This is a genomic window from Streptomyces sp. LHD-70, assembly GCF_031157275.1.
GTDB lineage: Bacteria > Actinomycetota > Actinomycetes > Streptomycetales > Streptomycetaceae > Streptomyces.
The window spans coordinates 63,475-84,974 of sequence record NZ_JAVIFW010000021.1; the positions used below are offsets into that span (position 1 = coordinate 63,475).

Annotated in this window: 18 protein-coding genes; 3 read left to right on the forward strand and 15 right to left on the reverse strand. The window is 72.0% G+C overall.

The window, feature by feature from the left end; translation table 11 throughout:
* Nucleotides 1-89 precede the first annotated feature (89 nt).
* The 9 genes from RCO28_RS31820 to rimP form a co-directional block, all read right to left on the reverse strand.
* A complete protein-coding gene (locus RCO28_RS31820) occupies nt 90-1,034 on the reverse strand; it encodes a bifunctional riboflavin kinase/FAD synthetase (RefSeq protein WP_308944793.1) in 945 nt (314 codons plus the stop codon).
* A gap of 211 nt (nt 1,035-1,245) precedes the next feature.
* Nucleotides 1,246-4,560 (reverse strand): serine protease, encoded by a 3,315-nt coding sequence (locus tag RCO28_RS31825; protein ID WP_308944794.1) that lies wholly within the window; start codon nt 4,558-4,560, stop codon nt 1,246-1,248.
* A gap of 211 nt (nt 4,561-4,771) precedes the next feature.
* On the reverse strand, nt 4,772-5,683 hold the full coding sequence (gene truB, locus RCO28_RS31830) for a tRNA pseudouridine(55) synthase TruB (protein WP_308944795.1): 912 nt from the start codon (nt 5,681-5,683) through the stop codon (nt 4,772-4,774).
* Entirely contained in the window at nt 5,680-6,138 is a 459-nt protein-coding gene (gene rbfA / locus RCO28_RS31835; RefSeq protein ID WP_308944796.1) for a 30S ribosome-binding factor RbfA, read from the reverse strand. Before rbfA ends, truB begins: the two co-directional genes overlap by 4 nt.
* Before the next feature lie 53 nt (nt 6,139-6,191).
* Complete coding sequence (locus tag RCO28_RS31840; protein ID WP_282514792.1) at nt 6,192-6,485, reverse strand: DUF503 domain-containing protein; 294 nt, start codon at nt 6,483-6,485, stop codon at nt 6,192-6,194.
* A 135-nt stretch (nt 6,486-6,620) separates the two neighbouring features.
* Complete coding sequence (gene infB, locus RCO28_RS31845; protein ID WP_308944797.1) at nt 6,621-9,692, reverse strand: translation initiation factor IF-2; 3,072 nt, start codon at nt 9,690-9,692, stop codon at nt 6,621-6,623.
* 149 nt (nt 9,693-9,841) lie between these two features.
* Nucleotides 9,842-10,150: a YlxR family protein gene (locus tag RCO28_RS31850; protein WP_308944798.1), complete on the reverse strand. Its 309-nt coding sequence runs from the start codon at nt 10,148-10,150 to the stop codon at nt 9,842-9,844.
* Between the two features lie 130 nt (nt 10,151-10,280).
* Complete coding sequence (nusA, locus tag RCO28_RS31855; protein ID WP_308944799.1) at nt 10,281-11,276, reverse strand: transcription termination factor NusA; 996 nt, start codon at nt 11,274-11,276, stop codon at nt 10,281-10,283.
* Between the two features lie 2 nt (nt 11,277-11,278).
* Nucleotides 11,279-11,785 (reverse strand): ribosome maturation factor RimP, encoded by a 507-nt coding sequence (rimP, locus tag RCO28_RS31860; protein WP_308944800.1) that lies wholly within the window; start codon nt 11,783-11,785, stop codon nt 11,279-11,281.
* A 189-nt stretch (nt 11,786-11,974) separates the two neighbouring features.
* Between rimP and RCO28_RS31865 the strand changes: the two genes are divergently transcribed.
* Genes RCO28_RS31865 through RCO28_RS31875 form a run of 3 tightly spaced genes read left to right on the forward strand, consistent with a single transcriptional unit; the run spans nt 11,975 to nt 13,937 of the window.
* Nucleotides 11,975-12,511: a hypothetical protein gene (locus tag RCO28_RS31865; RefSeq protein ID WP_308944801.1), complete on the forward strand. Its 537-nt coding sequence runs from the start codon at nt 11,975-11,977 to the stop codon at nt 12,509-12,511.
* Entirely contained in the window at nt 12,508-12,975 is a 468-nt protein-coding gene (locus RCO28_RS31870) for a ferritin-like domain-containing protein (RefSeq protein ID WP_308944802.1), read from the forward strand. The genes RCO28_RS31865 and RCO28_RS31870 overlap by 4 nt, the downstream gene beginning before the upstream one ends.
* Before the next feature lie 56 nt (nt 12,976-13,031).
* Nucleotides 13,032-13,937 carry an aminoglycoside phosphotransferase family protein gene (locus RCO28_RS31875; RefSeq protein ID WP_308944848.1) on the forward strand — a complete coding sequence of 302 codons (906 nt, stop codon included), beginning with the start codon at nt 13,032-13,034 and terminating at the stop codon, nt 13,935-13,937.
* A 193-nt stretch (nt 13,938-14,130) separates the two neighbouring features.
* Here RCO28_RS31875 and RCO28_RS31880 read toward each other — a convergent pair whose 3' ends face one another.
* The 6 genes from RCO28_RS31880 to dxr form a co-directional block, all read right to left on the reverse strand.
* The gene (locus tag RCO28_RS31880; protein ID WP_308944803.1) at nt 14,131-15,828 is read right to left on the reverse strand and encodes a proline--tRNA ligase; all 1,698 of its coding nucleotides are present in this window, start codon (nt 15,826-15,828) and stop codon (nt 14,131-14,133) included.
* Between the two features lie 99 nt (nt 15,829-15,927).
* A complete protein-coding gene (locus RCO28_RS31885) occupies nt 15,928-16,467 on the reverse strand; it encodes a GNAT family N-acetyltransferase (protein WP_308944804.1) in 540 nt (179 codons plus the stop codon).
* Nucleotides 16,468-16,516: 49 nt separating this feature from the next.
* The gene (locus tag RCO28_RS31890; protein ID WP_308944805.1) at nt 16,517-17,368 is read right to left on the reverse strand and encodes a GNAT family N-acetyltransferase; all 852 of its coding nucleotides are present in this window, start codon (nt 17,366-17,368) and stop codon (nt 16,517-16,519) included.
* Nucleotides 17,369-17,483: 115 nt separating this feature from the next.
* Nucleotides 17,484-18,641, reverse strand: coding sequence for a flavodoxin-dependent (E)-4-hydroxy-3-methylbut-2-enyl-diphosphate synthase (gene ispG / locus RCO28_RS31895; protein ID WP_308944806.1), 1,158 nt, complete (start codon nt 18,639-18,641; stop codon nt 17,484-17,486).
* Between the two features lie 184 nt (nt 18,642-18,825).
* Nucleotides 18,826-20,127, reverse strand: coding sequence for a site-2 protease family protein (locus tag RCO28_RS31900; protein ID WP_308944807.1), 1,302 nt, complete (start codon nt 20,125-20,127; stop codon nt 18,826-18,828).
* A complete protein-coding gene (gene dxr, locus RCO28_RS31905) occupies nt 20,124-21,383 on the reverse strand; it encodes a 1-deoxy-D-xylulose-5-phosphate reductoisomerase (RefSeq protein WP_308944808.1) in 1,260 nt (419 codons plus the stop codon). Before dxr ends, RCO28_RS31900 begins: the two co-directional genes overlap by 4 nt.
* Between the last annotated feature and the right edge of the window lie 117 nt (nt 21,384-21,500).

A 21,500-nucleotide genomic window follows, 5' to 3' on the forward strand; every position in this document is an offset into this window, starting at 1 on the left:
AGTTCGGCCATTGCGTTCGAACCGTTCGAGCGGTTCTGCGGCAGCGCTTGCGGAGGGGGCGGGAGGGGCGGGGAGGGGCCCGTGGGGCGTCAGGAGCGCCCGAGGATCTCCTGGCAGCGCTTCACGTCGTCGGCGATGGCCACGAGCAGCCCGTCGATGGAGTCGAAGGTCTGCTGACCGCGCACGAACGCCTGGAAGTCGACGGCGACATGCTGCCCGTACAGGTCGAGGCCGACGCGGTCGATCGCGTACGCCTCGACGGTGCGGGTCGTGCCGTCGAACTGCGGGTTGGTGCCGACCGAGATCGCGGCGGGCATCTGCTCGCCGTCGGCGTGCAGCCAGCCCGCGTACACCCCGTCGGCGGGGATCGCGGTGTGCGGCAGCGTCTCCACGTTCGCCGTGGGGAAGCCCAGCTCGCGGCCGCGCTGCGCGCCGCGCACGACGACGCCCTCGACGCGGTGCGGCCGGCCCAGGATCTCCGCGGCCCCGGCGACATCGCCCTCGGCGACCAGGCGGCGGGTCAGCGTGGAGGAGAACGGCGCGCCGCCCCCGGCCTCGCCGCTGACGAACAGGTCGACGAGCTCGACCTCGTAGTCGTACGGGCCGCCGAGCTCGGCGAGGAGCGTCACATCGCCCGCGGCCTTGTGCCCGAAGCGGAAGTTGGGGCCTTCGACGACCACGCGCGCGTGCAGCTTGTCCACGAGCACCTTCACCACGAAGTCGGCGGGCGCGAGCCGGGAGAACTCGGCGGTGAACGGCAGGATGAGCAGCGCGTCCACGCCCAGCTCGGCCATCAGCTCGGCCCGGCGGTGGTGCGGGGCGAGCAGCGGCGGGTGGCTGCCGGGGCGCACGACCTCGCTGGGGTGCGGGTCGAAGGTCACGACGACGGCGGGCACGCCGAGCTCCCGGGCCCGCTCCACGGCACGCCCGATGATCAGCTGGTGACCACGGTGCACCCCGTCGTAGGAACCGATGGTGACGACGCTGCGCCCCCAGTCCTCGGGGATGTCCTCCAAGCCTCGCCAGCGCTGCACGGTGTTTGCTCCTCGCCGAACCCGATTACGTCCTGTTGATTGCGCAGGTCTAAGAGTGCCATGCCGTGCCGCGGGGGCTCGCATCGGCTGCCGTTCAGGCACGCGGCCCGGTTTTCTCCCCGCCCCGCCCCTTCCCGAAGTCCTCGCCGGACGGGCCTCCTCAAACGCCGGAGGGGCTGAATTTCAGCCCCTCCGGCGTTTGAGGAAAGGCTCAGCTGGGCGCGCCCAGCCGACGGTGCGGAACGTACTCCGGAAGCGCCGCCCGCACCTCATCCACCCCCTCCGGCCGCACCTCCAGAAACTCCCGCACAAGCTCGGCGATCCGCCCCGAGAGCCCGAGATCCGGCATCTCGGCCAGCGCCCTCAGTACATCCACGGCCACCGGCCCCGGCTCCCGCAGCCGCTCCCGGAACGCGCCGAGCACGGCCTCCGGATGCGTACCGACCGCGACGGCCAGCGCGCTCGCCGACAGCTGCGGATCCCCCGCCGCGAACCGGCGCAGCGCGAGCGGCAGATGCCGGTCGCGGGTCTCCGGGTCGCGGACCAGCAGCGCGAGAGCCGCGCCGTGCAGCGCGCAGTCGGCAGGCCGGGCGAGCAGGGCGAGGGCCGCGTACCGCAGCAGGGCGCGGTCGGCCTCGGCCCGTACGTGCGGCGCGGTCCGCAGCGCGCACGCGGCCGCCGCGACCCGCCGGTCCGCACGCGCGTCCTGCGCCCAGCGGTCCACGGCCCGGCAGACCGCCGACGGCTCCTCCTCGGCGAGCGCGGCCAGCAATTCGTCGCCGCGCCGGTGCGAGCAGTCGGCGAGGGCCTCGGTGAGCCCGTCGAGGGAGCGGTGCCGGTGGGTGTGCAGGAGCGCCTGCGCGGCGCGCGCGACGGTGGCGTCCGGCGCGGCGTGCAGCGCCCGCTCGTCCGTGAACCACCGTGTGAGCAGCGGCTGTACGGTGCCGGGCGCGTCCCGCAGCCACGCCCCGACGGCGTCCAGGAAGCGTTCGCCGCCGCCCTCGGTGCCGGACTCCGGGTCGGCTACGACGAGGCGGCGCAGCAGGTCCATCCGGTCCGCGTCGGGCAGCGCGAGCCGCCGCCAGAACGCGGGCGCGAACACCTCGAACCCGTCGCACAGCGCCTCACCCGTGGTGCCGCGCCGCGCGATCCGCTCGGCGAGCAGCCGCAGCACACCGAGGTACGGCCGGGCGTCCGGCACCCGCAGCAGTACGTCGGACAGCAGGTGCACGGCCCACCAGCCGGCGTCGGTCCGCTGCCGGCTCGTGGCCCGCGCGCCGCCCCGTCCCCCGGCCGGTGCCCGCGCCGCCGTACGGTCCGTGACCTCGTCGAGCGCCTCCGCCAACTCGACCAGACGGGCGCCGAGTTGGGCACTGCTCTGCTGGCGCCCGAGCAGCAGCAGCGCCTCCACGACGGGCCCGATCCGGTGCCGGGGCACGGGCAGCGGCCGCCCGTCCCCGCCGCCCCCTGCGCCCCGCCACCGGTGCACGAGCGAGTGCAGCGCGCCGTCGAGGTCGAGGTGCGCGCCCTGGATCCAGTCGGCCAGCTCCTCGTGCGCGAACCGGTAGCCGCCCCCGGCCGGCACGAGCAGCCCTTCGGTGAGCACGGCCGAGGCGAACCCGCTGGACCACGGGAAGACCGCCTCGAACGACGCCCGGTCCAGCTCCCCCTGCCCCGGCCCGAGACACCGCCGTGCCGCGTCGTGCACCCGCCCGGCGACCTGCGCGGCGAGCCGCCGTACGGCCGTCCCGCGTACGCGGTGGGGGGCGGCCACCCGCACGGCGACCCGGAGACACAGCAGATCGAGATACGCGCCGAGGATCTCCTCCCGTCCCGGCCGCCCCTCCGGCTCCCCCGCCACGGCCGCCCGCACCTCGGCAAGCAGCCGCAGCGCCAGCGGATGCCCGGCGTCCCCCTCCGACACGGCCCCGTCCGGAAGCCCGTACCCCTCCCGAGCCCGCGCGGCCTGCGCGGCATCGAGCGGCCCGAGCGGCACACAGGGCGGCAGCCCCGTCGCCCCCTCGCCACGGCGGGTACGCCCCTCCACCGACCCCGCGGCCCGCGCCGCCCCCGACGGGTCCACCCACACCGCCCGCTCCGCGAACGCCGACCGGCCCGAAGCCCCGGCGTGCCCCTCGGGCCCGGGCCCCGCCGCCCCCGCCCCCAACTCCCCGACCACACCCCGCCCGACAGCCGCGCCGCCCGACCCGGCCCCGTACAGCTCCCCCTCCGGAAACAGCCACCCCGCCTGCTCCCAGTACTCGCTGCGGCAGGCCACGACCAGGCGGGTGCCCGTGCTGCGCAGCCAGTCCGCGCTGCCGGTCGTCCACTCGGCGAGCCGGTGGGCGAGGACGGGCGGCATCTCCTCCGGGGAGTCGAGCAGGACGAGCAGGGGCCGTCCCGCGTCCCGTACGAGCCGGGTCACCCGGTCCGCCGAGATGTCCCCGAGCGCCCGCCCCTGCCCGGACCTGCCGCCGCCCCGCACGCCCTCCCCGGAAGCCGCCACGATCCGTCCCGCGTCCTTGAGGGCCCGCGCCACCGCGTCCGCCACCGACGCGTCGTCCGCCCACAGGCCCGCGCCGCGCAGCCACAGCGTGGGGGCGGGTTCGGCGCCCCGCGCGCGCCGCCGGGCGAGGGCGGCGAGCTCCGTCGTACGCCCGCTGCCCGGCGCCCCGACCAGCGCGAGCACGGACGGCCCCGGGCCCGCCAGGAAACGCGTGAACTCCGCCTCCGCATCGGGCCGTTCGACGATCCGCTCCTCCTCGCGCGGCCCGTCGGACCCGACCGAGGTGGCCGTCAGCTGCAGCACCCCGGCGAGATTGAGATCCGCCCCGTACGCGGGCACCGTCGCCGCGTTGCGCACGAGCAGCTCGGCGAGCGGACCGCCCGGATCCGCGGCCGCCGCCCGCCGCAGCGGCACCGCGAACCCGGGCGCCCGGAGCATCACGGCATCCCCCGTGCCCCCGAAGCCGTACTCCCCGAAGCCGTACGCCTCCGGGAGCAGCGCCGTGCCGAGCACCGCGAGCACGGCTCCCGTCTCCGCGTCGACGACGGGCCCACCGGCCGCTCCCCCGCCGGCCCGCAGCGCATCGCTGCCGTCCGTGCCGACCGCCAACTCCAGCGCGCCGGGCAGCAGATGGCGCCGGTCCCGCGTCGTGTACGTCACCCGCGCCCCGCTGCCGAGCACCCGCGCCTGCCGCCAGCCGCGCGCCGCGATCGTCACGTACGCCCCGGTCGCGACCGTCTCCCGCACGGTCACCGGCAGCGGCCGTACGTCGAGCCCCTGCGTGCGGACGAGCGCGAGACCCGCCTCGGGCAGCGGTACGACCTGCCCGGCGTCGACGACGCGGCTGTGGCCGTCGGGCGCGTAGAGGACAAGCTGGTCCTGGCCGTCGACCGCCTCGTGGCTGGTGATCACCGTCCCCAGCTCGTCCGCCGCGAACCCCGCCCCCCTGGGCCGCCCGGCCAGGTCGCAGATCCGGACCAGCCCTTGCTCACAGCCGGACCGGGAGTCCTGTGCCGCCATTGCCTCGAACCTCCCCAGAGCCGCGTTCCGACCGTAGGTCGAGCGTGATCAGCGGCGCAGGCGATCAACCGGATGCGCCCCTCACGCACCCCGTATTCACCCCGCGCGCCTACTCGTTGGAGTGATCCCCCAGGGACAACGACGGGCACAACGAAGGGCACGACGAAGGGCGGGCCCGGAAACCGGACCCGCCCCACCTGATCGCTCAGCCTCAGCCGAACACGGCCAGACTCTTCGCCTTCCCGCCCTGCCCCTCGACGAGCGCGACGAACCGCCCGTCCGGATCGAACACGGCGACCGGCGCTTGCGAGCCGTACTCGTCGGGCAGTTCGAGCCGCACCCCGTTCAGGAGCAGCCGCGCCCGCTTGGCGTCGACGTCCCAGCGCGGGAACGCGGCCGCCGCGGCCTCGGCGACCGGCATCACCGTCAACTCCTCCTGGAGCTGGTCGATGGTGCGCGCCGCCTCCAGCTTGTACGGGCCGACCCGCGTGCGCCGCAGCGCCGTCAGGTGACCGCCGACGCCCAGCTCGGCGCCGATGTCACGGGCCAGCGCGCGGATGTACGTACCCGAGGAGCACACCACGGAGACGACCAGGTCGAGCACCGCCGTACCGTCCTCGGCGACCGCGTCCCGCACGTCGTACACCGCGAACGACGAGACCTTCACCGGACGTGCCGGGATCTCGAAGTCCTCGCCCTCGCGGGCCCGCTTGTAGGACCGCTTGCCGTCGATCTTGATGGCGCTGACCTTCGACGGGACCTGCATGATGTCGCCGGTCTGCTGGGCGATCGCGGCGTCGATGGCGTCCCGCTTCACCTGGGACGCGTCGGTGGACGAGATGATCTCGCCCTCGGCGTCGTCGGTGACGGTGTTCTGGCCGAGCCGGATCGTGCCCAGGTACTCCTTCTCGGTCAGCGCGAGGTGGCCGAGGAGCTTCGTGGCCCGCTGCACGCCGAGCACGAGAACGCCCGTCGCCATCGGGTCCAGCGTGCCGGCGTGCCCGACCCGGCGGGTCCTGGCGATGCCGCGCATCTTGGCGACGACGTCGTGCGAGGTGAAACCGGACGGCTTGTCGACGACGATCAGGCCGTCCGGCGTGGTTCCGCTGTTCTGCTTGCTCATGCGGAGGCGTCGCCCGCCTCGTCCTCGTCGTCCTCGCCCGGCTTGCGGTACGGATCCGCCTCACCGGCGTACGCGGCGCCCGAGGACGCGTCACGCACCGCCTGGTCGGAGGCGCGTGCCTTGTCGAGGAGGTCCTCGATGGTCTTCGCGTTCTCCGGCAGCGCGTCCGCGACGAACGTCAGGGTCGGGGTGAACTTCACCCCGGCCGCCGCGCCCACCGCGCTGCGCAGCACGCCCTTGGCGCTGTCCAGGCCGCGGGCCGCGTTCTCCCGCTCCTCGTCGTCGCCGTAGACCGTGTAGAAGACGGTCGCCTCCCGCAGGTCACCGGTGACCCGGGTGTCGGTGATCGTCACATGCGAACCGAGGCGCGGGTCCTTGATTCCGCGCTGCAGCTTCTCGGCGACCACCTCTCGGATGAGGTCCGCCAGCTTCTTCGCCCGCGCGTTGTCGGCCACTGGTCCGTCTCCCTTTTTCCTTGCTTTTCCTACGTGCCAACGGTGCGTCTGCGTCAGTCGTCGTCGCCGTGCAGCCGCCGACGCACCGACAGCAGCTCCACTTCGGGCCGGGCGGCCATCAACCGCTCGCACCGGTCCAGTACGTCCGACAGATGCCCCGTGTCCCCCGACACCATCGCCACTCCGATCTCGGCCCTGCGGTAGAGATCCTGCTCGCCGACCTCCGCCACACTCACAGCGAATTTCCGGTGCAGCTCGGCGACGATGGGGCGGACCACGGAACGCTTCTCCTTCAGGGACCGTACGTCGCCGAGGAGCAGATCGAAGGACAGAGTCCCCACATACATGTGTTGTCCGGATGACCCGCCGGTACGGGATGGAGGGCCCTGCAACTCTTGGCAGGGACATCCAAACCGTACACGGAACGGCCGGGGCCGATCGACGGAAATTCTCCCGTCGACCGGCCCCGGCTCGTTGCTCGATCAGCCGCGCGGCTTCTCTCGCATCTCGTACGTCGCGATGACGTCGTCGATCTTGATGTCGTTGAAGTTTCCGAGGTTGATACCGCCCTCGAAGCCTTCGCGGATCTCGGTGACGTCGTCCTTGAAGCGGCGCAGACCGGAGATGTTGAGGCTCTCGGCGATGACCTTGCCGTCGCGGAGGAGGCGCGCCTTGGTGTTGCGCTTGACCTCTCCGGAGCGGACCAGGACACCGGCGATGTTGCCCAGCTTGGACGAGCGGAAGATCTCGCGGATCTCCGCCGTGCCCAGCTCGACCTCTTCGTACTCCGGCTTGAGCATGCCCTTGAGGGCCGCTTCGATCTCCTCGATCGCCTGGTAGATGACCGAGTAGTACCGGACGTCCACACCCTCGCGCTCGGCCATCTGCGCGGCACGCCCTGCGGCGCGCACGTTGAAGCCGATCACGATGGCGTCGGAGCCCATCGCCAGGTCGATGTCCGACTCGGTGACCGCACCCACACCGCGGTGCAGGATGCGGATGTCGACCTCTTCGCCGACGTCGAGCTGGAGCAGCGAGGCCTCGAGGGCCTCCACCGAACCGGACGCGTCGCCCTTGATGATGATGTTGAGGTCCTGCACCAGGCCGGCCTTGAGCACCTGGTCGAGGTCCTCGAGGGACACCCGGCGGGTGCGCTTGGCGAACGCGGCGTTGCGCTCACGGGCGGCACGCTTCTCGGCGATCTGACGGGCCGTACGGTCCTCGTCGACGACCAGGAAGTTGTCACCCGCGCCCGGGACGTTGGTGAGACCCAGGACCAGGACCGGCGTCGACGGCTCAGCGACCTCGACGTTCTCGCCCTTGTCGTCGAGCATCGCGCGGACTCGGCCGTACGCGTCACCGGCGACGAGGGTGTCGCCGACGCGCAGCGTGCCTCGCTGGACCAGGACGGTCGCGACCGCACCGCGGCCCTTGTCGAGGTGCGCCTCGATCGCGATGCCCTGCGCGTCCTGCTCCGGGTTGGCCCGCAGGTCGAGCGAGGCGTCGGCGGTGAGGACGACGGCCTCGAGCAGGGAGTCGATGTTCTCGCCCTGCTTGGCGGAGATGTCGACGAACATGGTGTCGCCGCCGTACTCCTCGGCCACGAGGCCGTACTCGGTCAGCTGACCGCGCACCTTGGTCGGGTCGGCACCCTCGACGTCGATCTTGTTGACCGCGACCACGATCGGCACGTCGGCCGCCTTGGCGTGGTTCAGGGCTTCGATCGTCTGCGGCATCACACCGTCGTTGGCCGCCACCACGAGGATCGCGATGTCGGTCGACTTGGCACCACGGGCACGCATGGCGGTGAACGCCTCGTGACCGGGGGTGTCGATGAAGGTGATGCGACGGTCGTCGCCGTTGACCTCGGTCGCGACCTGGTAGGCACCGATGTGCTGGGTGATGCCACCGGCCTCGCCCGCGACGACGTTCGTCTTGCGGATCGCGTCGAGGAGTCGGGTCTTACCGTGGTCGACGTGACCCATGACGGTCACTACCGGCGGACGCGAGACCAGGGCCTCGTCGCCACCCTCGTCCTCGCCCCACTCCAGGTCGAAGGACTCGAGCAGCTCGCGGTCCTCCTCCTCGGGGCTGACGATCTGAACCGAGTAGTTCATCTCTTCGCCGAGCATGGTCAGCGTCTCGTCGGTCACCGACTGGGTGGCCGTGACCATCTCGCCGAGGTTCATCATCACGGCTACGAGCGACGCCGGGTTGGCGTTGATCTTCTCCGCGAAGTCGGTGAGGGAGGCACCGCGCGACAGGCGAACGACTTCGCCGTTGCCGCGAGGCAGCATCACGCCGCCGACCGACGGGGCCTGCATGGCCTCGTACTCCTGGCGCCTCTGCCGCTTCGACTTGCGACCGCGACGCGCGGGACCGCCGGGACGACCGAAGGCGCCCTGCGTGCCACCACGGCCACCGGGACCACCGGGACGACCGCCGAAGCCGGGACGGCCACCGCCGCCACCGAAGCCGCCGGGACGACCGCCGCCGCCACCGCCGCCACCGGGACGACCGGCGAAACCGCCGCCACCGCCACCGGGACCGCCGGGACGACCGGCGAAACCGGGACGACCGCCGCCGCCACCGCCACCGGGACGACCGCCGCCACCGGGACCACGGCCACCGCCGGGGCCACCACCGGGACGCGGGCCGGCAGCGGGACGCTGCGGCATCATGCCCGGGTTCGGACGGTTACCGCCGCCGGGACGCGGGCCCGCGGCGCCGCCGCCCTGACCCTGCGGACGAGGCATGCCGCCCGGAGTCGGACGACCGGCGCCCTGACCCTGCGGACGGGGACCGCCCTGGCCGCCGCCGCCCTGACCCTGCGGACGCGGGCCGCCCGGGGCACCGGGGCCACCAGGACGCGGGGCGCCGCCGGGACGGGGCGCCGAGGGGCGCGCCATACCGGTGGAACCACCAGAGGTGAAGGGGTTGTTGCCCGGACGCGGACCGGCGGGACGACCACCGGGACGCGGGGCGCGCTCGCCACCGGGGCGCGGGGCACGCTCGCCACCGGGACGGGACTGACCACCCTGACCGGGGGCCGGACGGCCACCGGGCTTGGGGGCGCCGGGACGCGGAGCCTGACGCTCACCGCCGCCGGGCTTGGGGCCCTGCGCAGCGGCCGGGGGCGCGCTGAACTCGGGCTGCGCCGGGGCCGCCGGGGCGGGCTTGGGCGCCGCCGCGGGCTTCGGACCAGGCGTGGGACGCGGACCCGGACTCGGCGCTGCGGGCGCCGCGGGCTTCTCGGCCGCGGCCGGCTTGGGGGCCGGCGCGGGCTTGGGTGCGGCAGGCTTCGCGGCCTGCGCGGGGGACGGTGCCGACGGCTTCGCTGGTGCGGCCTTGCGCGGCGCGGCGGGCTTGGCGGACTTGCCGCCGCCTGCACCGGAGCCGGACTGCAGCGCGTCAGTCAGCTTTCGAACAACGGGCGCCTCGATCGTCGAAGACGCCGAACGGACGAATTCACCGAGTTCTTGGAGCTTGGCCATGACGACCTTGCTCTCTACCCCGAACTCCTTGGCGAGTTCGTATACCCGGACCTTAGCCACTTCGCTCCTTTTAGGTCCGGGTTACCGCCGGACCGTCGCTACTTCATGGGCGTACTCATCGCGTACTCATCGAGTGCTCATCGCAATCTCGACCTACTTCCAACTCGCGAGGTACCAGCACTGCACGGCGGTTCCGTGCGGTGAAGTTCTTACGGTTGCGCCTGCTCGACATACCGGCTGAGATCCGTGGTGTCGAGCGGACCACGGACGCGGTACGCCCTGAGGAACGCTCGGCGGCGGACCGCCATGTCCAGACAGACCAGGGCGGGGTGTACGTACGAACCCCGGCCGGGCAGCGTACCGCGAGGGTCGGGAACCAGGCGGACTCCTTTTCCGGAGTCCTCGGCGCCTTCGCCCGCGGCCATAACGATCCGCAACAGATCGGTCTTGGCCGCCCGCTCCCGACATCCCACACAGGTTCGCTCAGGGCATGCTCCGGCATGCGTCCGGCCAGACACGCTTAAGTCTACCTCCCCGCACCGACCTCACCCCTTTGGGGGAGAAATCGAACGGCTGTCGTCTTGATCTCGGCGAAACCCGGCGTGATCCAGCCATCACCAGGCGTACGCCACGTATTCCGGAACGGACTCAGCCCTGGTCCTGCTGCGGCTGCTCGGTGTCCGGGCGGATGTCGATGCGCCAGCCGGTGAGGCGGGCGGCGAGGCGGGCGTTCTGGCCCTCCTTGCCGATGGCGAGCGACAGCTGGTAGTCCGGCACGGTCACCCGCGCGGAGCGGGCGGCGAGGTCCACGATCTCGACCTTGCTGACCCGGGCCGGGGACAGGGCGTTGGCCACCATGTCGGCCGGGTCGTCGGACCAGTCGACGATGTCGATCTTCTCGCCGTTCAGCTCGGCCATGACATTGCGCACACGGCCGCCCATCGGGCCGATGCAGGCACCCTTGGCGTTCAGACCGGAACGCGTCGAGCGGACCGCGATCTTGGTGCGGTGGCCGGCCTCGCGCGCGATGGCCGAAATCTCCACCGAACCGTCCGCGATCTCCGGGACCTCCAGCGAGAACAGCTTCTTCACCAGGTTCGGATGCGTACGCGAAAGAGTCACCGACGGACCGCGTACGCCCTTGACGGCGCGCACCACGTACGACCGCAGGCGCATGCCGTGCTCGTACGTCTCGCCCGGGACCTGCTCCTGCACCGGCAGGATCGCCTCGAGCTTGCCGATGTCGACCAGGACGTTCTTCGGGTCGCGGCCCTGCTGGACGACGCCGGTGACGATGTCGCCCTCGCGGCCGGCGTACTCGCCCAGTGTCGCGTCGTCCTCGGCGTCCCGCAGGCGCTGCAGGATGACCTGCTTGGCGGTGGTCGCGGCGATCCGGCCGAAGTCGGACGGGGTGTCGTCGAACTCCTTGGGCTCCTGGCCCTCTTCGAGGTCCGCCGGGTCCTCCGTCGCCCACACCGTCACATGGCCGCTGTCGCGGTCCAGCTTCACGCGCGCGCGGCGGAAGCTGCCGTCGGTGCGGTGGTAGGCGATGAGGAGGGCCGACTCGATCGCCTCGACAAGCAGGTCGAAGGAGATCTCCTTCTCACGGACCAGACCCCGCAGGGCACTCATGTCGATGTCCACGGCTACGCCTCCTCTTCGTTCTTGTTCTTGCGGTTGAACTCGATCTCCACGCGCGCCTTGGCGATGTCCGCGAATTCCAGGCGCCGGGCGGTGGGCTTGCGGCCCTTCACGCCGGGCACCTCCAGGTCGAGGCCCTCGTCGTCGACCTTCAGGATGCGGGCGGTCAGCTCGCCGCCACCGGCCTCTTCGGTCAGCTGGAACTTCACCAGGCGGTCCACGGCACGGACGTAGTGGCGGTGTTGGGTAAGCGGGCGGTCGGCTCCGGGGGACGTCACCTCGAGGACGTACTCGCTGTCACCCATGGCGTCCGCGTCGTCGAGCTTCTCGGAGAGCTCCCGGCTCAGCTCGGCGCAGGTGTCGAGCGAGACACCGGAGTCCGCATCCACGACGACACGCAGCACACGGCGCTTGCCGGCCGGGGTCACGGTGATCTCTTCGAGATCCAGTTCCTTGGAGGTGACGAGCGGTTCAAGCAGGTCCCGCAGCCTCTCGCTCTGGGTGGTGCTCATCCGGGTGACTCCTCGGCCGCGTGTGCTGTTGTGGTTGCCGTTCAGGTCTGCGTGTCGGTCAAAGCGTATCCGGTCGCACAGGGTGTTGCCGTCCACCGGGTGGGTCCGACGGTACGGTGATCGCGGGCGTGCCCGCTGGACGCGGAACACCTTCTCTTCTGCCGTACGAGCCTCATGAGGACGTCTGCCGTGCCCTTCACCTTGCCGTCGCGCGCCGGGAGTGACCGGCCGATTCCGCTTGATCCGGGGCGCAGGGCCCTGCTCGTGTCGGCTGTCGGCACCGTGCTCCTGGCGGGCTGTTCGGACGGCGGTTCCGACGCGTCCGGCAAGCGGTCGGCCGCCACCGAACAGGCCCGCGCGCGGGCGGCCGAGGACAGCGCCGAGTTGCTGAATCGATACGACGCCGTGATCGCCGCCCACCCCGCGCTCGCCGACCGGCTGCGCCCGCTGCGCACCGAGGTCGCCGAGCACGCGAAGGCCTTCGGCGGCTCGGCCGAGTCGCAGTCGGCCGCGCCCTCGGGCCCGTCCTCACCGGCGAAGAAGGCACCCGAGGTGCCCGCCGACGAGAAGGGGGCGCTGGTCCAACTCGCCGACGCCGAACGGCAGTTGGCGGACGGCCGGCGAACCGCGCTGACGGGTGTTCCCGGCGAGCAGGCCAGGCTGTTCGCCTCCGTGGCGGCCGCCGGGGACGCGCACGCGTATCTGCTGAGCGAGGCGGGCCGATGAGTTCCGGGAACACCGAGCGGCGCATCGAGGCGTACCAGGCGGCCCTGCGCGCGGAGCACGCGGCGGTGTACGGCTACGGCGTGGTCGGCGGCCGCATCCGCGAGGGCCGCAGGGACGAGGCCCGCTCGGCGTACGACGGGCACCGGGCCCGCCGCGACGAACTGCAGCGCACCGTAAGGGACTTGGGCGCCGCGCCCGCGCAGGCGGAGGCGGCGTACGCCCTGCCGTTCCCGGTGCCGGACTCCCCCGCGGCGGCCCGCCTCGCGGCGCAGCTGGAGGACCGGGTGGCCGGGGTGTACGCGGACGTCGTACGGGCCACGGAGGGCGAGCGGCGCCGGGCGGCGGCGGACGCGCTGCGCGAGGCAGCGGTGCGGGCGGTGCGCTGGCGCGGCGGGAGCGTAGCCTTCCCTGGGCTCGCCGAGCGGCATGAGCCCGCCTCGGCGGCTGCGACCCCGCAGACCTGAGCCGAGCCGTACCAGCAGTCCGCAAGGCCGGAAGGATTCACGCGCGTATGTCGCCCATGGCTTTTGAACCGCCGCAGCGTCTCGTCAAGGCGCTGGGCGAGGCGACGTACGAGGAGTCGGCCGCCGCACGGGCTTGGCTGGCGGAGCTGCCCGTACTGCTCGAACAGGCCGTCCTGCGGCGGGAGTTGACCGTCGAGCGGCTGCTCGTTCCGGGTGGCCGGTCCAGTCTGGTGGCCCTGGTGCGGCAGGCCGACGGTACGCCCGCGCTGTTGAAGCTCGCCGCGCCCGGCACCCGCCCCGAGGCGGAGGCCGCGGCCCTGGCGTGCTGGGACGGCTGGGGAGCCTGCAGGTTGTTGCAGGGGCCGGTGGAGGGCGACGGCGCACTGCTCATGGAGCGGCTGCACTCCGAGGTGTCGCTGCGGTCGCTGCCGGAGGCGAAGGCGCTCCTCGAGGCGGCGGGGACGGTGCGCCGGCTGTGGGTGGAGCCGCCCGCCGAGCGGTCCTTCGAGACGGTCGCGGAGCGGTCCGCGCGGCTGGCGGCGGCTGTCCGGGCTCCGGACGAGGCGATGCGTCCGCTCGTCGATGCGGCGCTCGCCGCGCGGGAGGAGCTGGTCGCCTCGGAGGCCGAACTACTGCTCCTGCACGGGGAGTTCAGGCAGGGCAAGGTGCTGTCGGGCGAGCGCACACCGTGGCTTGCGGTGGGTCCGCATCCGGTCGTGGGCGAGCGCGCGTACGACCTTGCGGGGCTTGTGCTCGACCGGCTCGACGATCTGGTGGCGGCCAGCGCGGGGGCGTCCACGGCGCGGCGGCGGGTGACGAAGCTGGCGGATTCGCTGGAGGTGGACCGGGAGCGGGTGCGGGGCTGGACGCTGTTCCGCGCGGTCGCCTCCGGCACGGAGGCCCTCCGGGCGGGGCGGCGTGGGCAGGCGGAGGTTCTGCTGGAGTTCGCGTCCTGGTTGTAGGTCGTGTGCGGCGGGGGCGCCTGCGGCGGGCTTTCTCCCCGCCCCGCCCCTTCCCGAAACTGGGGCTCCGCCCCAGACCCCTCCCCCAAGCTCTCGGCTTCGCTCGAGCAGGGGGGACCCCCATCTCAAGCGCCGGAGGGGCTGATAAACCGGAGGGGCTGATAAATCAGCCCCTCCGGCATGTTCAGGTGTGTCAGCCGACGATCTTCGCGATCGCCTCCGCCACCGGCAGTTCCTCGCGCTCGCCCGTGCGGCGGTCCTTCAGTTCGACGACGCCTTCCGCCGTGCGGCGGCCCGCGACGAGGATCGTGGGGACGCCGAGGAGTTCCGCGTCGGTGAACTTCACGCCCGGGGAGACGCCCGCGCGGTCGTCGACCAGGACGCGTACGCCGGCCTCGGCGAGCTGCTCGGAGACCGAGAGGGCGAGTTCCGTCTGGGCGGCCTTGCCGGCGGCGACCACGTGCACGTCGGCCGGGGCGACCTCCTTCGGCCAGACCAGGCCCTTGTCGTCGGCGTGCTGCTCGGCGAGTGCGGCGACGGCGCGGGAGACGCCGACGCCGTACGAGCCCATGGTCACGCGGACGGGCTTGCCGTTCTGGCCGAGGACGTCGAGCTGGAAGGCGTCGGCGTACTTGCGGCCGAGCTGGAAGATGTGGCCGATCTCGATGGCGCGGTCCAGCTTGAGGCCGGTGCCGCAGTGGGGGCAGGGGTCGCCCTCCTGGACGACCACGACGTCGACGTACTCGTCGACCTCGAAGTCACGGCCCGCGACGACGTTCTTGGCGTGCACGCCGTCCTTGTTGGCGCCGGTGATCCAGGCCGTGCCGGGGGCGATGCGCGGGTCGGCGAGGAACGTGACCTTCTCCAGGCCCTGCGGACCGACATAGCCCTTGACCAGGTCGGCGCGCTCCTCGAAGTCCTCGGGGCCGACCAGCTCGACGGCGGCCGGGGCGAAGTGGGCCTCGACCTTGCCCATGTCGACCTCGCGGTCGCCGGGGACGCCCACGCCGATGATCTCGCCGTCGACCTTCACGAGCAGGTTCTTCAGCGTCGCGGAGGCCGGGACCTGCATGTAGGCGGCGAGCGTCTCGATGGTCGGGGTGTCCGGCGTGGGCACCTCCTCGAGAGCGGGCACGGCGGAGCCGTCGACCGGCTTCAGCTCGACGGAGACGGCCTCGGTGTTGGCCGCGTAGTCGCAGGCCGGGCAGTCGGCGAAGGTGTCCTCGCCGGCGGCGGCCGGGGCGAGGAACTCCTCGGACTTGGAGCCGCCCATGGCGCCCGCGGTGGCGGCGCAGATGCGGTAGTCGAGGCCGAGGCGCTCGAAGATCCGCTGGTAGGCGGCGCGGTGCAGCGCGTACGACTCGGCGAGGCCCTCGTCGGCGGTGTCGAAGGAGTACGAGTCCTTCATCGTGAACTCGCGGCCGCGCAGGATGCCGGCGCGGGGGCGGGCCTCGTCGCGGTACTTGGTCTGGATCTGGTAGAGGATCACCGGCAGGTCCTTGTAGGACGTGCACTGGTCCTTGACGAGGAGAGTGAAGATCTCCTCGTGGGTGGGGCCGAGGAGGTAGTCGCCGCCCTTGCGGTCGTTGAGGCGGAACAGCTCGGCGCCGTACTCCTCCCAGCGGCCGGTCGCCTCGTAGGGCTCCCTGGGCAGGAGGGCGGGGAGCAGGACCTCCTGGGCGCCGATGGCGTCCATCTCCTCGCGGACGATGCGCTCGACGTTGGCGAGGACCTTCTTGCCGAGCGGCAGCCAGGACCAGACGCCAGCGGCGGTGCGGCGCACGAAGCCGCCCCGGACGAGCAGCTTGTGGCTGAGGACCTCGGCGTCCGCCGGGTCGTCGCGCAGTGTCTTGACCATCAATCGGGACATGCGCTGGACCTGGGCTGCCATGGTGATCTCCTGCTGGGGAAAGCGTCGAATGCTCTGGAGGTTAGCCGGGGCGGGTACGGGTTCGGAAATCCGTTTCGCGCGAGGCCCCGGATTTCCGGGTCAGCGGCGGCGCAGCGGAAGGGGGGCGCCCATCACCGCGTACGGCCTGGGGGCGCTGGGGAAGACGACGTTCCGGGCGAGGTCGGTGTAGCCGAGGGAGCGGTAGAGGGCGCGGGCCGGGCTGTCCGTGTCGATCGCGGAGAGGATCGAGCGGGGCTGGGCGGCAGCGTCGGTGATCGTGGTGATGAGGGTGCGCCCGATGCCGCGGTCCTGGTGGCGCGGGTGGACGTGCAGCTCGGTGATGACGAAGGAGTCGTCGAGCCAGAAGTCGATGCTTTGGGCGCGCAGATAGGGCTCGACGACGCTGGACCACCAGTGGGCGCGGTCGTTGGGCATGCCGTAGACGAAGCCGACGAGGCGGCCCTCGGGGGTGGTGGCACCGAGGGCGAGGGCGCCGGGGTAGGTGACGTGGCGCAGGACGATCTGGCGGCGTACGGCGATCTCGTCGTCGTCGAGTCCGAAGGCGAGGGCCTGCACGGCGAGGGCATCGTCCACCTGGGCGGCGAGGTCGAGCGGCCCGATCACGACGTCGTCAGTCATGCGGGAACCCTACTTCTCCCGGCGGTGCTCCCCCAGAGGGTCGGAGGAGTCAGAAGAGCACGCTCATGAACGAGCCGACCTCGGTGAAGCCGACGTGGCGGTACGCGGCTCGGGCCGCGGTGTTGAAGTCGTTGACGTACAGGCTGACCACGGGGGCGAAGTCCGTCAGGGCGTAGCGGACGACGGCGGCCATGCCGGTCACGGAGAGGCCCTGGCCGCGGTGTTCGGGGGCCACCCAGACGCCCTGGATCTGGCAGGCCTCGGGGGTGGCGGCGCCGATCTCGGCCTTGAAGACCACCTGGCCGGTGGCGGGGTCGAGGCGGGCGAACGAGCGTCCGGCGCCGACGAGTTCGGCGACCCGGGCCTGGTAGATGAGGCCGCCGTCCCCGGCGAGCGGGGAGACGCCGACCTCCTCGGTGAACATGGCCACGCACGCCGGCATGATCACGTCCATCTCGTCCTTGCGGATGCGGCGGACGTACGGGTCGGGGGTGATGTTCTCGGGGGGCCGGTCGGTGACCATGAGGGGCTGGTGGCGGCGGATCTCGCGGGCCGGGCCCCAGTGCGGTTCGAGGAGCTGCCAGAGCCGGGCGGTGGACTCGGCGGGGCCGACGATCGAGGAGCAGCGGCGGCCGGAGCGGCGGGCGCGCTCGGAGAAGGCGCGGACGGCTTCGGGCCCGGCGCAGATCGGGACGAGGTTGGCCCCGGCGTAGCAGAGGGAGCGGAGCCTGCCGTCGGCGTACCAGCCCCACATCTCGCCGCCGAGGCGCCAGGGGTCGAGGCCGGCGACGTGGACGCGGGAGGTGACGAAGGCGTTGTTGACCGGCTCGCGCCCGAGGACGGCCAGGGCGGCGTCCAGGTCTGCGGGGTCGAGCACCCTGGTGGTGGTCTGGGTCAACACGTGTGCGAGGGCCTCACCGTAAAGCCGTACAGTCTGCCGATCCCCGCACTGTACCCGGCATGCCTGAGCCCCGTCCCGGTGAGCGATCGGGACAGGGCTCGGGTGCGAATGCCGGTCAGCCCGCGACCGAGATCTGGGGCTCGCCGGACAGCACGCCGTCCTTCTCCATCTGTTCGGCGATCTTCATCGCCTCTTCGATGAGGGTCTCGACGATCTTCGACTCGGGGACGGTCTTGATGACCTCGCCCTTGACGAAGATCTGGCCCTTGCCGTTGCCGGAGGCGACGCCGAGGTCGGCCTCGCGGGCCTCGCCCGGGCCGTTGACGACGCAGCCCATGACGGCGACGCGCAGCGGGACCTCCATGCCGTCGAGGCCGGCGGTGACCTCTTCGGCGAGCTTGTAGACGTCGACCTGGGCGCGGCCGCAGGAGGGGCAGGAGACGATCTCCAGGCGGCGCGGCTTGAGGTTGAGGGACTCCAGGATCTGGTTGCCGACCTTGATCTCCTCGACCGGCGGGGCCGACAGGGAGACGCGGATGGTGTCGCCGATGCCCTCGGAGAGCAGCGCGCCGAACGCGACGGCCGACTTGATGGTGCCCTGGAAGGCGGGTCCTGCCTCGGTGACGCCGAGGTGCAGCGGGTAGTCGCACTGGGCGGCGAGCTGGCGGTAGGCGTTGACCATCACGACCGGGTCGTTGTGCTTGACCGAGATCTTGATGTCGCGGAAGCCGTGCTCCTCGAAGAGCGAGGCCTCCCAGAGGGCGGACTCGACGAGCGCCTCGGGGGTGGCCTTGCCGTACTTGGCGAGGAGCCGGGCGTCGAGGGAGCCCGCGTTGACGCCGATGCGGATCGGGGTGCCCGCGTCGTTCGCGGCGCGGGCGATCTCCTTGACCTTGTCGTCGAACTGCTTGATGTTGCCCGGGTTGACGCGGACCGCGGCGCAGCCGGCGTCGATGGCGGCGAAGACGTACTTCGGCTGGAAGTGGATGTCCGCGATGACCGGGATCTGCGACTTCTTCGCGATCACGGACAGGGCGTCGGCGTCGTCCTGCGTGGGGCAGGCCACACGGACGATCTGGCAGCCGGAAGCGGTCAGTTCGGCGATCTGCTGGAGGGTGGCGCCGATGTCCGACGTGCGGGTGGTGGTCATCGACTGGACCGACACCGGGGCGTCGCCGCCGACCGCGACCGTTCCGACCTGGATCTGCCGGGACTTGCGCCGCTCGGCGAGCTTGGTCGGTACGGACGGCATTCCCAGAGAAATAGCAGTCATCTGCTGTGCAACCCCAAGGTGTGGATCAGGTGGGCCGAGGCGGAGCGTCTGTGCCCCGGGCTCGGCGGGCTCCAGCTGTCGAGATTACGCCAAACCGTGCGCCGTAAGCACATCGCACCGGGGCTCCGAACCGGTGACGGCGGCCGCCCACGCAGTGTGGACGGCCGCCGTGAACCGGGTGTGGTCAGGAGATTCTGACCGGGTTAACGACGTCGGCGATCAGCACCAGGATGGTGAAGCAGACGAAGATCCCGGCCACCACATAGGCGACGGGCATCAGCTTCGCGACGTCGAACGGGCCCGGGTCGGGCCGCCTGAGCACCTTGGCGAAGCCGCGCCGCACGGACTCCCACACGGCGCCCGCGATGTGGCCGCCGTCCAGGGGCAGCAGCGGGAGCATGTTGAACAGGAACAGGGAGAGGTTGAAGCCCGCGACGAGGAACAGCATCATCGCGATCTGGTTCTCCGGCGGGATGTCCAGGGTGAACACCTCGCCGCCGACGCGGGCCGCGCCGACCACGCCCATCGGGGAGTCCTGCTTGCGCTCGCCGTCGCCGAAGGCCGCGTCCCACAGGTCGGGGACCTTGGAGGGCAGGGCGATCAGGGACTCGACGCCGTTCTCCATCATGTCGCCCATACGGACCACGGACTCGCCGAAGGACTGCTCGACGATGCCGGAGGCCGGGGTGAAGCCGAGGAAGCCGGCGGTGACGTACTCGCCCTCGACGTAGCCGCCCTCGCCGTCGGTCTTGCTGACCTTGTTCTCGATCAGGTCGGCCTTGAGGTGCTTGCGTACGCCGTCGCGCTCGACGGTGATCGTGGCGGGGCCCGTGGTGTCCCGGATCGTGGTCTGCAGCGTGGACCAGTCGGAGATCGGCCTGCCGTTGACCGCCACGATGGTGTCGCCGGGTTCGAGGCCTGCGGCCTTGGCGGGGGCGGGCTGGTCGCCCTTCTCACAGGTCGAGCGGTTCTCGGTCTGGGCGATGACGCAGTCGGAGACCTTGCTGACCGTGGTGGTCTGCTCGTTCCAGCCGAAGGTCATCAGGACGCCGAGGAAGATCGCGACGGCCAGGATCAGGTTCATGAACGGACCGGCGAACATCACGATGACGCGCTTCCACGGCTTGCGCGTGTAGAAGAGCCGCTTCTCGTCGCCGGGCTGGAGCTCCTCGAAGGCGGCCGAGCGGGCGTCCTCGATCATGCCGCGCCAGGGCGAGGTGGAGCGGGCCTCCATGCGGCCGTCCGGGCCCGGCGGGAACATCCCGATCATGCGGATGTAGCCGCCGAGCGGGATGGCCTTGATGCCGTATTCGGTCTCGCCCTTCTTGCGCGAGAAGATCGTCGGGCCGAAGCCGACCATGTACTGCGGCACGCGGATGCCGAAGAGCTTGGCCGTCGACAGATGTCCCAGCTCGTGCCAGGCGATCGAGAAGAGCAGCCCGATCACGAAGACCACTATGCCGAGGATCATCATCAGGGTCGTCATGCACGAGCCTCCGCGGTCGCCTTGGCGGACAGTTCACGGGCCCGGGTGCGCGCCCAGGCATCCGCTTCGAGGACGTCGGCGACGGTGAGCGAGGTTCCCGTACGCGGGGTGCCGTGCTCGGCGACGACCTGGGTGACGGTCTCCATGATGCCGAGGTAGGGCAGCTTCCCGTTCAGGAACGCGTCCACGCACTCCTCGTTGGCGGCGTTGAACACGGCGGGCGCGGTGCCGCCGAGCTCGCCGACGTGCCGGGCAAGCCGCACGGCCGGGAAGGCCTCGTCGTCAAGGGGGAAGAACTCCCAGCTGGAGGCCTTGGTCCAGTCGAAGGCGGGGGCCGCGTCCGGGACCCGCTCGGGCCAGCCGATGCCGATGGCGATGGGGCCGCGCATGTCCGGCGGGGTGGCCTGGGCGAGCGTGGAGCCGTCGGTGAACTCGACCATCGAGTGGACGTAGGACTGCGGATGCACGACGACTTCGATGCGGTCGAAGGGGATGTCGTACAGGAGGTGGGCCTCGATGACCTCCAGGCCCTTGTTGACCAGCGTCGAGCTGTTGACGGTGATCACCGGGCCCATCGCCCAGGTCGGGTGGGCGAGCGCGTCCTCGGGGGTGACGTCGGCGAGCTGGTCCTTCGTACGGCCGCGGAAGGGGCCGCCGGAGGCGGTGACGACGAGCTTGCGGACGTCGGCGCGGGTGCCGGAGGCCAGGGCCTGGAAGAGCGCGGCGTGCTCGGAGTCGACGGGGATGATCTGGCCGGGCTTGGCGATGGCCTTGACCAGCGGGCCGCCGACGATCAGCGACTCCTTGTTGGCCAGGGCGAGGGTGCGGCCCGCTTCCAGGGCGGCCAGGGTGGGCGCGAGGCCGATGGAGCCGGTGATGCCGTTGAGGACGGTGTGGCAGTCCGATGCGGCGACCTGGGTGGCGGCGTCCGGTCCGGCGAGGATCTCGGGGAGCGGTTCGCCGGTGCCGTACTGGTCGGCGAGCGCCTCGCGCAGCGCGGGCAGCACGTCCTCGCGGGCGACCGCGACGGTGCGCACGCGCAGCCGTCTGGCCTGCTCGGCGAGCAGCCCGACCCGGCCGCCGGCGGCGGACAGTGCGGTCACGCGGAAGCGGTCGGGATGGCGCAGGACCAGGTCGACGGCCTGGGTGCCGATGGATCCCGTCGAGCCCAGGACGACGATGTCCCGGGGGCCGTCATCCGTCACCGGGTCGAAGACCAGATGCGGATCGGCGAGAGGCGTTGGACTGTCGCTCATACCCCCATTGTTGCCTGGCTTCTTGTGGATCCGGACAGGGCGCCCCTGGAGTCGTCAGCTGCGTGGGGTCGTACGTCGTGATCTGTCCCGTCGTACGGCGGCTCCGTGCTCTCGTAC

Bases quoted from the DNA above. Each gene is read 5' to 3' on its own strand.
- RCO28_RS31825 (WP_308944794.1), bottom strand. From the start codon at position 4,560: ATGGCGGCACAGGACTCCCGGTCCGGCTGTGAGCAAGGGCTGGTCCGG.
- truB (WP_308944795.1), bottom strand. From the start codon at position 5,683: ATGAGCAAGCAGAACAGCGGAACCACGCCGGACGGCCTGATCGTCGTC.
- RCO28_RS31840 (WP_282514792.1), bottom strand. From the start codon at position 6,485: ATGTATGTGGGGACTCTGTCCTTCGATCTGCTCCTCGGCGACGTACGG.
- rimP (WP_308944800.1), bottom strand. From the start codon at position 11,785: ATGAGCACCACCCAGAGCGAGAGGCTGCGGGACCTGCTTGAACCGCTC.
- RCO28_RS31870 (WP_308944802.1), top strand. From the start codon at position 12,508: ATGAGTTCCGGGAACACCGAGCGGCGCATCGAGGCGTACCAGGCGGCC.
- RCO28_RS31875 (WP_308944848.1), top strand. From the start codon at position 13,032: ATGGCTTTTGAACCGCCGCAGCGTCTCGTCAAGGCGCTGGGCGAGGCG.
- RCO28_RS31880 (WP_308944803.1), bottom strand. From the start codon at position 15,828: ATGGCAGCCCAGGTCCAGCGCATGTCCCGATTGATGGTCAAGACACTG.
- RCO28_RS31885 (WP_308944804.1), bottom strand. From the start codon at position 16,467: ATGACTGACGACGTCGTGATCGGGCCGCTCGACCTCGCCGCCCAGGTG.
- ispG (WP_308944806.1), bottom strand. From the start codon at position 18,641: ATGACTGCTATTTCTCTGGGAATGCCGTCCGTACCGACCAAGCTCGCC.
- RCO28_RS31900 (WP_308944807.1), bottom strand. From the start codon at position 20,127: ATGACGACCCTGATGATGATCCTCGGCATAGTGGTCTTCGTGATCGGG.
- dxr (WP_308944808.1), bottom strand. From the start codon at position 21,383: ATGAGCGACAGTCCAACGCCTCTCGCCGATCCGCATCTGGTCTTCGAC.